Annotated in this window: 10 protein-coding genes and 1 riboswitch; of the genes, 4 read left to right on the plus strand and 6 right to left on the minus strand. The window is 62.9% G+C overall.

The annotated features are described in order from the left end of the window. Positions 1-16 precede the first annotated feature (16 nt). Both KW842_RS06155 and KW842_RS06160 read right to left on the minus strand, forming a co-directional pair. Positions 17-1,651, minus strand: a complete 1,635-nt coding sequence (locus KW842_RS06155) for a glycerol-3-phosphate dehydrogenase/oxidase (RefSeq protein WP_218303223.1) — start codon at positions 1,649-1,651, stop codon at positions 17-19. Further along, a complete protein-coding gene (locus KW842_RS06160; protein WP_218303224.1) occupies positions 1,648-3,237 on the minus strand; it encodes an FAD-binding oxidoreductase in 1,590 nt (529 codons plus the stop codon). Before KW842_RS06160 ends, KW842_RS06155 begins: the two co-directional genes overlap by 4 nt. Positions 3,238-3,337: 100 nt before the next feature. Between KW842_RS06160 and KW842_RS06165 the strand changes: the two genes are divergently transcribed. Continuing rightward, positions 3,338-4,360, plus strand: a complete 1,023-nt coding sequence (locus KW842_RS06165; protein WP_218303225.1) for an AraC family transcriptional regulator — start codon at positions 3,338-3,340, stop codon at positions 4,358-4,360. 14 nt (positions 4,361-4,374) lie between these two features. Here KW842_RS06165 and KW842_RS06170 read toward each other — a convergent pair whose 3' ends face one another. The 3 genes from KW842_RS06170 to KW842_RS06180 are packed head-to-tail and all read right to left on the minus strand — an operon-like array spanning position 4,375 to position 7,867. Then, complete coding sequence (locus tag KW842_RS06170; RefSeq protein ID WP_218303226.1) at positions 4,375-4,818, minus strand: SRPBCC family protein; 444 nt, start codon at positions 4,816-4,818, stop codon at positions 4,375-4,377. An 11-nt stretch (positions 4,819-4,829) separates the two neighbouring features. Then, positions 4,830-5,030 (minus strand): hypothetical protein, encoded by a 201-nt coding sequence (locus KW842_RS06175; protein ID WP_218303227.1) that lies wholly within the window; start codon positions 5,028-5,030, stop codon positions 4,830-4,832. An 11-nt stretch (positions 5,031-5,041) separates the two neighbouring features. After that, positions 5,042-7,867 (minus strand): pitrilysin family protein, encoded by a 2,826-nt coding sequence (locus KW842_RS06180; protein ID WP_218303228.1) that lies wholly within the window; start codon positions 7,865-7,867, stop codon positions 5,042-5,044. 93 nt (positions 7,868-7,960) lie between these two features. Then, a riboswitch (FMN riboswitch) is annotated at positions 7,961-8,079 on the plus strand. Positions 8,080-8,174: 95 nt separating this feature from the next. Here KW842_RS06180 and ribB point away from each other — a divergent pair. Continuing rightward, positions 8,175-8,834 (plus strand): 3,4-dihydroxy-2-butanone-4-phosphate synthase, encoded by a 660-nt coding sequence (gene ribB, locus KW842_RS06185; RefSeq protein WP_218303737.1) that lies wholly within the window; start codon positions 8,175-8,177, stop codon positions 8,832-8,834. 8 nt (positions 8,835-8,842) lie between these two features. Here the strand turns inward: ribB and KW842_RS06190 are convergent, their stop codons facing one another. Then, the gene (locus tag KW842_RS06190) at positions 8,843-10,228 is read right to left on the minus strand and encodes an MFS transporter (protein WP_229223534.1); all 1,386 of its coding nucleotides are present in this window, start codon (positions 10,226-10,228) and stop codon (positions 8,843-8,845) included. 84 nt (positions 10,229-10,312) lie between these two features. Between KW842_RS06190 and KW842_RS06195 the strand changes: the two genes are divergently transcribed. Both KW842_RS06195 and KW842_RS06200 read left to right on the plus strand, forming a co-directional pair. Continuing rightward, positions 10,313-11,179, plus strand: coding sequence for a LysR family transcriptional regulator (locus KW842_RS06195; protein ID WP_218303230.1), 867 nt, complete (start codon positions 10,313-10,315; stop codon positions 11,177-11,179). 40 nt (positions 11,180-11,219) lie between these two features. Continuing rightward, the gene (locus KW842_RS06200) at positions 11,220-12,008 is read left to right on the plus strand and encodes an ABC transporter permease (protein ID WP_218303231.1); all 789 of its coding nucleotides are present in this window, start codon (positions 11,220-11,222) and stop codon (positions 12,006-12,008) included. The last annotated feature ends 1 nt before the right edge of the window (position 12,009 follow it).

Here is a 12,009-nt window from a genome sequence, read left to right on the forward strand (position 1 = left end):
TGTCTCGTCATGTGATTTATTTTGGCACACTGTAATGCGCTTGCCAGAGTGCGAGGTAGGCGGCTTGCTGCTGTTCCCAGTGCTGATCGTCCCAGCCAAGTTCCGGCTGGCAGATGGCGCGGATGCGTGGCAGGATGGCGATGCCGCCGCCGCGCAGCTGGATGCCTATGCGCGTGCGCCGCAACAGCAGGTCTTCCAGCTTGCAGATGTCTTCATGACGCGCGGCCCAGCGCAGTTGGCCCCAGATGGTTTCTGTGCCAGGGATGATGGCCAGTTCGCCGGGCCGCGCTGCATCGACCAGTTTCTGTGCCTGTGCACCGTAGCGGCCTTGCAGGCGTTGTGCCTGGCCGGGCGGCAGGTCTGGCGTGTAGCATAGCGCTGGCGTTGCTGCGAATACTGGCTGTGGCGCCAGCTTGCCTTGCAACTCCGGCAGGCGCTTGGCGGCCAGCTTGAGTGCGTCCAGCGCGATGACGCGGAAGGTAGTCAGCTTGCCGCCTGTAACGGTCAGCAGGCCGTTTTCCAGCCACAGCGCGTGGTCGCGTGTTTCCTTGGATGGGTCGGGGTTGCCGCTGTCGATCACCGGGCGCACACCGGCGTAGGTGGCGATGATGTCGTCGTCGTTGAGGTGCAGTTGCGGGAATTGCGCTTGCAGGGCGGCCAGCAGGTAATCGCACTCGGAGCGGGTGATGGATGCTTCTCGCGACAGGTCGTCGCTGTGATCCACGTCCGTGGTGCCAACCAGCGTGACGCCCTCCCACGGATAGGCAAAGACCGGGCGGCCATCAGCCGGATGCATCAAACTGATCGCCTGCGCCAACGGCAGCCGCCACGCCGCCAATACCAGATGACTGCCACGCAAAGGCCGCAAGCGATGCCCATCCGTGCGACCATCCGCCTCGGCGGCAGGCGTTGCGCGCAGCTGGTCGGCCCAGGCCCCGGCTGCATTAATGACCATCCGTGCACGGACCTCGTGCTGCATCCCGCTCACACCGTCGCGCAGCCGCACCCCACGCACACCGTCGGCCGCTGCAGGACGATCACCCGCGTAGGCGCTGGCGTCGACGTCGGAGGCAGAGTCACCGCTGGCAGCGGTGTGCAGCAGCGCTACGACGGCCATGTAGTTCAGCGCGACGGCGCCATGTGTGCGGGCTTCCTGCAACACGCGCAGCACCAGCCGCGCATCGTCCGTCTTGGCGTCCGTATAGACCATGCCGCCCTGAAGACCGTCGGTGGCGACATTCGGCGCTAGTGCCGCAAACTCGTCGCGGCTGTAATAGTGCCGCCCGCGCTGCCCCGCCATGCGGTCGTAAATCGCCAGCCCTGCCAGAAACGCCCGCTTGCCCGGCTTGCGTCCCACATAATCGCCAAACGCAAAACTCTGCGGCTCCACCAGTCCCGCCGCCTGCCGCAGCAAATGCTCGCGCTCATGCACCGACTCGCGCGTCAGGCCAAACTGCCCCTGCTTCAAATAGCGCAAACCACCATGCACAAGTTTTGAAGACCGGCTCGACGTACCCCATGCGAAATCACGCTGCTCGACCAGCAGCACTTTCAAACCGCGCCGCGCCGCCTCCAGCAATATCCCCGCGCCAGTGATGCCGCCGCCAATCACTATCAGATCCCAATCGCGCGCGAAATCGGAGCGGTTCATGGCGCCAGTTTCCCCGGATTCATGATCTGCTGCGGATCAACATGTTCAAACATCGTACGCAGCAGCGACATGCCCAACCGCCCCTTTTCCGCCGGCAGATACGACGCATGATCAGTACCGACGCCATGCTGATGGCTGATCGTCCCGCCATGCTCCACAATCGCCAGCGAAGCGGCCTTCTTGAGGGACTTCCAGCGCGCCAGGTCCGACTCGTAATCACCCGCCAGCCGATACACAAAAGTGGTGTAGACGCTCGCCCCTTGCGCATACAGATGCGACAAATGCGTATAAACATGCGCCTGCTCGCCATACTGGCCCAGCGCCACCGCTGCCGCCTTCTCCATGGCCTGCATCATGATCTCCACGCGCGGCCAGTCCACCGCCGTCTCGACCGTATCGATGGCATAGCCATGCGACCACGCCGCATTGCGCAGATAGACATTACGAAACCGGTTCTGCTTCCACTTGTCGCCCATGAAGCGCCCCACATGCACGCCACCATGCGGCAAGGTCAGCGCCAGCGACTCACGCAAGGCCACGCGCGTCTGCGACTTGCGCCCGCTGACACCAACCATCAGCATGCACTTGCCCTCACCGCAGCCACGCAGCGACAGATACCGTTCCAGCACGCCGATCAAGCGCCGATGGCTGGCCAGCGCCAGCATGGTGCTGGTCTCCACCGCGTTCGACAGCCGCAACATGGACAGCGCCAGTCCTGCTTGCGCGATATGCCGCACCGCCGTCTCGGCCGCGCGCCAGTCGGGAAAGAACACCGCATGAAACGCCTCATACGCCGGCGCCGGCGTCACCCGCACCGTGGCCTCGGTCAGAATACCCAGCCGTCCCTCGGAGCCCAGCACCAGCTCGCGCAGATCCGGCCCGGCCGCCGACGCCGGAAAAGTCGGCAAATGCAGCGTGCCCGCCGGCGTCTCCAGTGATCCGCCACGGAACATCTGCTCGATCCGCCCATAGCGCAGCGACTGCTGCCCGGACGAACGGGTCGCCACCCAGCCGCCCAATGTCGAATACTCAAACGACTGCGGGAAGTGCCCCAGCGTGTAGCCACGCGCGCGCAGCTGCGCTTCCAGATCCGGCCCGAACACGCCCGCGCCGAAAGTCGCCAGCTGCGATTCGGTGTCCAGATACAGCAGCTGCCGCATGCGCGTCATATTGACCACCAGCGAAGGCAAGCCGGCCGGCGCGCTCAAATGCCCGGCAACGCTGGTGCCGCCGCCATGCGGGATCAGCGCCACGCCGTACTGCTGCGCGTACGCCAGCAAGTCACGCACGTCCTGCGCGCTTTCCGGATAGGCCACACCATGCGGCACATTGCCGATTACCCCATAGCGCAGCCGCAGCCAATCCGGCAGGCTCTGCCCCAGCGCATTGCGCAAGCGGACTGCCGGCGCGCTGTCGATCAGACGGTGCGGCGGCAAGCGCGGCGCGCCGATCTGCGCGCAAGCCTGCTCAAAGCCGGCGTCCGCCACCGGCTTGCCGGCGCCGATGCGCTGCGCCAGAAACGCCAGCGCATGCTCGCTCAACGCAAATTCAACCTCCTCATCGCCCCAACCATTCCAGCGTCGCATCGTTTTTTCATCTCCCTGGCGGAGCGCTTGCTATACTGGAGCGCTCCGATTATTCACCAGTTAAGATTAAGATAATGCCGTTCGCCGGTATTGCGCATTCATGACAGCCACCTTGTTCGATCATGCCAAACGCGTCGCGGGGTCCTACCTGCAACCGCTGCTGGAGGCCGCCGCCCAGCGCGGCGTGACCGCGCAAGCACTGGAGCAAGCCGCCGGCCTGGCGCCGGGAGCGCTGGAGCCGTTGCCCGAATCGCTGCCGGCCGACGACTACGTACGCCTGCTCGATGTCGGCGCCGATCTGGCGAACGATCCACATTTCGGCCTGCACGTCGGCCAATGCGTCAAGCTGGGCACCTACACTGTATATGGCCTGATCCTGCTGAGCTGCCGCGATTTCGGCCACGTATTCGAGCAGACCATGCGCTACGAGCAGTTGGCGCATGACCTGGGCCGCTCCAGCATCGACATCGAAGACGACATCGCCTACTACACCTGGCATAGCAACTACGGCAGCGCGCATCGCCACCTGGCCGACAGCGTGTTCGCCGGCATACGCGTGTTCAGCAACTGGCTGGCCGGCATCACCCTGCCGGCCAACAGCCTGAAACTGACGCACGACGGCGGCCCGCCCGAGCTGCGCGAGGAATACCAGCGGGTGCTGGGCGAGGTGCCGGTGTTTAACGCCGGCGCCAATGTGGCCAGCTTCAACGCGCTGATGTTGTCCTGGCCGGTGCCGAATGCAGACGTGAGTCTCTACCCGGTGCTGCAACAGCACGCCGAACAGCTGCTGCAACAGCGCGCCACCAGCCAGCCGGCGATCACGCACCAGGTGCATGCGGCCATCGTCGCCAGCCTGGCGCGCGGCCAGGTCAGGCTGGCCAGCATTGCGGATGAATTGAACCTGTCGCCGCGCACCTTGCAGCGCAAGCTGAGCGAAGCCGGGGCCACCTTCCAGCAGGTGCTGGACCAGGCCCGCTTCGCGCTGGCGAAGGAGTATTTAAAACGGCAGGAATTGAGCCTGGTGGATATCGCTTTCCTGCTGGGATATCAGGAGCAGAGCGCATTCAACCACGCCTTCAAGGAATGGGCCGGAATGAATCCCGGCGCCTGGCGCACCGCCTGAAGCGGCGGCGCGTATCACTTCTCGGCGGCCACCTTCATTTTGGCCAGGCCGCTTTCAAAGGCCGGGCCGAGCGCCCGGTCCATGCTGATGATCATATTCATGATCTTGCCGGTGAAGTCGGTTTCGCCGCTCATGCTCCAGCGCACCGCAGCGCCGTCGGCCTGCGGCTCAACCCAGAACTCCATCAGCGACGGCTTGGCCTGCTCGCCAGGGAAATCCAGCTTGACCTTGATGCGCGTCGCCGTCTGGCTCAGCACTTCCATGCGGCCGGCTTCGATATTCTTCCATGGCGACCATTGCGGCCACTGGCGGAAATCGCTGATCAGCGGGATGATCTTTTCCGGCGGCGCCTTGATGCTGGCCGCGCGCTCCACGGTGTAGCTGGACGGCTGGAACGCCGCGACCACGAACAGGATCAGGACCAGCGCCGAGATCCCGACGATTACTTTTTTGAACATTGCTTATCCAGTCAGGCCAGCGCTTCCCTGGCCGCTTCCTCCGGCGTCAGGCCGTCGTAGAACTGGTCGGTGAACCATTCCACCTGCTCTTCAATATGGTCCTGCGCCTCCTGCTGCGTGGCGCCGCCCTTGACCAGGAAGCCCTCCACTTCGATGCACCAGTTGATCAGTTCCAGCGTTTCCGGGTCCAGCTCTTCTTTTTTCTTTGCCATGATGATGCTCCTTACTTCTCGGGGTACAGCACTACTTGCAGATAATTGTTGGTATCGAAGTAGCGTTGCGCGGCCTGCTGCAGGTCCGCGACCGTCAGCGCGTTCACGCGCGACTCATAAGTAAGTATATCCTCTGGATTGTTATTATTGAAGAAGGCATTTTGTAACGACGCCATCCAGTAGCCATTTTCACGCATGCCTTTGCGATAACCCTTGATCCACGACGCCTTGACCTTGTTCAGGTCCGCCTCGTCCACGCCAGCCTGTTTGATCTTGTCGATTTCGGCAAAAGTGGCGGCCAGCACCTTATCAACGTTCTCCGGCGCGCACGGCAGCGTCGCGTTGATCGCGTAGTTCCCGTAAGGGATGCGGCTCATGGTGCCGCTCATGCCGCCGCTGTACATCGCGCCCATCTTCTCGCGCAGCGTTTCGATCAGCTTGATGTTCATCACCTCCACCAGCGCCTGCAAGCGCATGCGCGCGGCGCGCGAGTATTCGACCTCGCCGGTAAAGGACAGCGAAATGGTGCTTTTTGGCTCCGAGCCGGCATGCACTTCCTTCTTGACCACGCCCTTGATCGGCCGCACGCCTTCATCCTTGAAGGCGACCGGAATCTCGCCGGCCGGCAGACTGGCGATGTAAGTGGCAATCAGCGGCTTGATCTTCTCGACATCAAAACTGCCGATGATGAAGAAGTTGAAGTCGCGCGCGCTGGACATGCGGCTGTTATAAATATCCAGCACGCGGTCCAGCGCCAGCTGGTCGAAGTCGGCCGGCTTGGCGGCGCGCAGCACGCGCGGGCTATTGTTGTACAGCGTGGCGGTCACGGTGTCGTAGAACACCGACTCCGGCCGCGCCAGATTGTTCTGCGCCAGTTCGCGCTGGCGGTCAACGTAGGCGCTGTAAATGGCGGCGTCCTTGCGCGGCTGCGTCATCTGAAGGTACACCAGTTGCAGCATGGCTTCCACATCCGAGCTGCCGGAACTGCCGCCGACCGACTCGTTGAGCGAGCTGACATTGGCGCTGGAACTCACGCTTTTCCCAGCCAGTACTTTCACCAGATCGTTCGGAGTATATGTCAGCACGCCCATCTGGCCGACGATGCTGCTGGCGTAATGGGCGGCGAAAACATCGCTGTCCGGCAGCAGCGACCAGCCGCCGTAGCGCAGGCCGCCCAGTATCACCTGGTCGTTATTGAAGTCGGTCGGCTTCAGCACCACCTTGACGCCGTTGCTCAGCGTGAGTTCGGTGGTGCCGATCTTCGCGTTGATCTTTTCGCTGACAATGCTGCCAGCCTTCGGCAAGGACGGCATCAGCTGGCTGGCGTAGACCTTGTCTTCAATCGGCTTGACCGCGATCTTCTCGGCCGCCGTGGCGATGGCGACAAGTTGGTCCGCCTGCGGCGCTGCAACGCCCGGCTTGTCAACGCCGGTGTAGATCACCAGCTTGCTCTGGTTATGCGGGATCACCGCACGCACGGCGGCATTCACTTCCTGCGCGCTGATGCCCGGTATCAGCTCGGTGGCGTAGCGGTATTCGGCGGCCGTGCCAGGAATGCTCTCCTGCTCCAGGAAATTGCGGATGTATTCCGCCGCGTAGCCGGCCGAATCGGATTTTTCGCGCTCGTTATAGATGCGCTCATAATTGCGCAGCATGCCTTTCTTGGCGCGCTCCACTTCGGATTCGCTGAAACCATACTGGCGCGCGCGCTGGTCTTCCTCCACCAGCGCATTGATAGCCGGCGTGGCGCCGCCCTTGCCCAGCACAGCACCGGCACCGAAGGAACGGTAGCCGCGCACGATCTTGTTCATGCCGCTGCCGCCTTGCAGGAATGGCGGATCGGCCTGCTGCGTCAGCTCATACATGCGCTGGCTGAGAATAAAGCTGTACATGCCCTCGATCAGCTTCTGTCGATAGTCGGCGATGGTCTCGCCGGCCGGCCAGGACTGGATCGGATAGCGGATATACACGGTATTGGCGCTAACTTCCCTGTCGGTGAAGACAATGCCTTCCGAATCCTGCCGCTCGGGGATTTGCGCGTACTCGCGCGGGCGTGGATTGGCCGGATTTTTCAGCTTGGTGAAATGCTGCTCGATCAGCCGCTGCGCTTCTTGCGGCTCGATGTCGCCCACCACCACCACCGCCATCAGGTCGGGCCGATACCAATCGCGGTAAAAGCGTTTGATCGCGTCGTACTTGAAATTGCGGATGATCTCTTCTTTACCGATCGGCATGCGCTGCGCGTAGCGCGAACCGTTCAGCACTTTGGGCAGCACCACCTTGTTCATGCGGTCGTCCACGCCTTTACCCAGGCGCAGTTCCTCCAGCACGATGCCACGCTCGCTGTCGATGTCCGCATCGTTGAACGACAGGCCATGCGCCCAATCCTCCAGCACCTGGAAACCCTGTTCGACGATTTCCTTTTTATCGGTGGGGATAGGCAGAATATAAACAGTCTCATCGAAACTGGTGTAGGCGTTCAGGTCGGCGCCGAACTTGACGCCGATCGACTGCAAATAAGACACCAGCTGGTTGCGCTTGAAGTGCGTCGAACCGTTGAACGCCATGTGTTCGGTGAAGTGGGCCAGGCCTTGCTGGTCCTCGTCTTCCAGAATGGAGCCCGCTTTGACCACCAGCCGCAGTTCCAGCTTGTTTTCCGGGCGGCCGTTCTTCTGAATGTAGTAGGTCAGGCCATTGGCCAGTTTGCCAACTTTCACCTGCGGTCCAACCGGGATCTGGTCGCTCAGCTTCAGTGGCGGGAGAGTATCGGCTTGCGCCAGAAAAGACCATGCCAGAAGTGCAGCGCCGGACACGATACGCAGGGTAATCAGCTTCATTCCGAATGCAAAATATGTAAGAGAACAGCTACCTTACACTGAAATCCGCGATTTAGGCTAGAATCCTCTTGCCTGCCGTCCGGTAGGCAACAACAACGTCTTCGGGGCGGGGTGTAATTCCCCACCGGCGGTAAAGCCCGCGAGCGCGGAAACGCGCAGATCTGGTGTAACTCCAGGGCCGACGGTTAAAGTCCGGATGAAAGAAGATGTGCGCTTTACGCATCCTGCTGCCCGAGCTATCGGCGTGGTTGGCTGCGCGTATTCGCTTGCCCTGTCGCGTTCCTATCTTATCAAGGAGCGTATCACCATGCTGGACCACACCGCAGTATCCCCCTATTCCCTGGTATCCGACGATCTGGAAAGCCGCATCCACGCCGCGCTGGAAGCCATGCGCGCCGGCGTGCCGGTCATTCTGCTCGATGATTTCGACCGCGAGAACGAAGCGGACCTGATCGTCGCCGCCGAAAAAATGACCGTGCAGACCATGGCCATGATGATCCGCGAGTGCAGCGGCATTGTCTGCCTGTGCCTGAGCGCCGACCAGGTGCGCGCGCTGGAACTGCCGATGATGGCGGCCAACAACGGCAGCCGCTATGGCACGCCGTTCACGGTATCGATCGAGGCGCGCGAAGGCGTGACCACCGGCGTGTCGGCGGCCGACCGGGTCACCACCATCCGTGCTGCGACGGCGGCCAATGCCAAGCCGTCGGACCTGGTGCATCCGGGCCATGTGTTCCCCCTGCGCGCCACGCCGGGCGGCGTGCTGTCCCGCAAAGGCCACACCGAGGGTTCGGTCGATCTGGCGACCATGGCCGGCCTGAATCCATCGGCGGTGCTGTGCGAATTGATGAACCCCGACGGCACCATGATGCGCGGCGCCGACATCGAGCGCTTCGCCGAACTGCACCAGATGCCGATCCTGACCATCGCCGAGATGATCGAGTGGCGTACCCGCAACGGCATTTAAAACCAGCTTTAAACCGGTTTTGCCAGCCTGACGTAGCGATATACCAAGCATAGCGCGCCTACGTATGCCGCTGCGATCAGGCCAAACGCCAGCGGCATGCGCAGCGCCCATTCGGGCGTCAAATGCAGCACGCTGCCCATCATCGCCACGCCCACCAGCGCCCCAATCTGCCGATTCGCATTCAAGGCCGCAGCCGCACTGTTCGCGTGCGCCTTGCCCGCCACCAGCATCACCGTCGCTGTCATCCCCGGAATCGCGATCCCGATAGCCACGTTCATCAGCACCGCCGCAGTCACCAGCAACCAGTAAGGCGTATCCGGACGCAAGCCAAGCAGCATCGCCAGCGCCATCACCAGCCCAACCAGCAAGCCATACAGCATCGGCGGCCGCGTCCCCACCCGCGCGGTAATCCGCCCCGAAGTCAGGTTGCCGACAGCGAAAGCAGCCATCATCGGGATCAGCTTCAAGCCGGTTTGCAGCGCATCCGCCCCGCCCTGCTGGATGAACAGGCTAAGCAAAAACAACTGCCCAAACACCGCGAAATTAATCAAAAAGCCCACCCCATTCGCCGCTGCAAACGCCGGCGTCTCAAACAGCGCCTTCGGCAGCAGGGGATGTGCACCGGAGCGCTCACGCCACACCAGCAGCCAGGCTGTCGCCACCGCTGCAAACCCTGCCGCCAGCACCCCAGCCGAGGTCCAGCCCAGTACCGGCCCTTCAATCAGCACAAAGCTCAACGCTGCCAACGCTACGACACCCAGCAAGTGGCTCAGCATCGACAGATCACGCGCATGGCGCGGCGTAGCCGGCGCCAGCACCTGCGTCAGCACGATGCCCAGCAGTCCGATCGGCACATTCACCCAGAACACGCTGCGCCAGCCAAATTCGTGCACCAGCAGGCCGCCCACCAGCGGTCCGGCCGCCGACGAGCAGCCGACGATGGCCGACCAAGTGCCCAGCATGCGCGCCCGCGTGGCCTGATCTTCGTAAGCGTGCGTCAGCAAACTCAGTGAACTGGGCATGAACAGCGCCGCGCCCAAGCCTTGCAGCAGCCGCGCAGCGATCAGTGCATTGCCGCTCGGCGCCAGCGCACACAGCACCGAACCAAGGATAAACACACCCAAGCCGCCCTGGTAGACAGTCTTGGGACCGAAACGGTCGGCCAGTGCGCCGCCCGCCATCAGCAGCGCGGCGAAAGTCAGCGTATAGCCGTCCACCACCCACACCAGGCCGGTGAGCGGAACCGCAAGGCTGGCCGAAATATCGCTCAGCGCGGTGTTGACGGCAGTGACGTCGATCATCGCCATGACAAAGCCGGTGGCCAGCGTCATCAGCATCAACAGGGGCGGCACCTGCCGGGCCGTCTTGGTAGTAGTGGTAGTCGAAGTATGCATGCGCGCATGGTAGGCCGCTTGCGTGATGCAGTAAATACGCATAACATCGGCGCTAAGATGCAAAAATGCATCACGGAGCTCGCCATGGATTGGGACAACGCCCGCATTTTTCTCGCCATCTACCGCAAAGGCACGCTGCGCGCAGCCGCAGCGCTGCTGGATATCGATCAGGCCACCGTCGGCCGCCGCCTCAACGCGCTGGAAAAGTCGCTGGGCGCGCGCCTGTTCCTGCGCACGCCATCCGGCTACCTGGCCACGCCGGCAGGCGAACTGGCGGTCACCGCCGCGGAAAAGATGGAACAGGCGGCGCTGCAGTTCCAGCGCGAGATGCAGGGCATCGACAACCGCCTGTCCGGCAGCGTGCGCGTGACCACTTCCGACACCATGGCAGCGCACTTCGTCATCGCCGCCATGCAGCGGCTGCACGTCATGCACCCGGAAATCCGCATTGTGCTCAGCACCAGTACCAGCATCACCAGCCTGACGCGGCGCGAGGCCGATCTGGCGGTGCGCACACTCAAGCCCACCGATCCGGACCTGATTTCGCGCCACCTGACCCGCCGCAACATGGGCCTGTACGCCACTCCGGCCTATCTGGAAGCGCGCGGCATGCCGATTCCCGGCAACGGGCTGGCGGGGCACGACATCGTTATCTACCAAGCCAGCGTGGCGCCGCGCCATCAGGAGAAAATCTGCCTGGAGCCGGTGCACAATGCGCGCGTGGCGATGGAGGTCAACAGCGGACTGGCACTGATCGAGGCGGCGCGGCTGGGCATGGGCGTGACCGAACTGCCCTGCCACATGGCCGACGCCGATCCACGCCTGGTGCGCATCTGGCCGGAGCGGCTCGACCATTACGATGTCTGGCTGGCGATGCACACCGATTTGGGCCGCAGCGCCCGCGTGCGTGCGGCGGCCGACGCCATCATCGACAGCTTCCCGGAAAAGTAGCGGACACCGCCCGCCGCCGCTCCGGTGCTAATATGCCAATATGAGTACGCAAGCATCCCTTCCCAATCTCCTGCAACGGCTGCACCGTGGCGCGGTCGGCTGGCTGCAAAGCTGGTGGCGCTTGACGCAATTCGCGGTGCTGATGGTTACCGTGGCGCTGTCGCCGTCCAGCTATGGCCGTTCGCGGCGCTCGCTGCTGGCGCGGCACCTGGTGGCCGACACCGTACCCAACCTGGCCTGGTACGGCGTGCTATCGGCGCTGGTCAGCCTGGTGCTGATCCGCATCGTGGTGGTGACTTCGCAGAGTTACGGCCTGACGCGCTATGCGCTGGAAATGGTGGTGCGGGTGCTGGTGCTGGAGCTGATCCCGCTGACCGCTGCCGCTTTTGTGGCCTTGCGCACCACCCTGCCCGCCGGACTGGAATTCGCGCAGGGCCGCACTGCCGGCCATCACGTCACCGAGGCGGAACTGCACCGCGAATTCTTTCCGCGCGTGGCGGCGGGCATTTTCGCCGTGTGGATGCTGGCCGCCGTCAGCTGCGTGCTGACACTCATCCTGACCTATCTGTCGCTGTACGGCTTTACGCCGTGGGCGCTGGCCGGTTATACGCGTGTGGTCGGGCAGGTCTTCAATCCGGCCGTGACCATGATTTTGGTGCTGAAGATCGTGTTCTTCAGCTTTGCCGTCGGGCTGATACCGATGGCGTCCTCCTTCTTTTTTGGCGAAAGCTACCGCAACAAGGTATCGCACGGCCTGTCGGACATGGTGCGGCTGTTTGCTGTGATGCTGCTGATCGAAGTTGCCTCGCTCATGGGGAATTACTACTGAT

This window comes from Duganella sp. sic0402 (assembly GCF_019219065.1).
Lineage (GTDB): Bacteria > Pseudomonadota > Gammaproteobacteria > Burkholderiales > Burkholderiaceae_D > Rugamonas.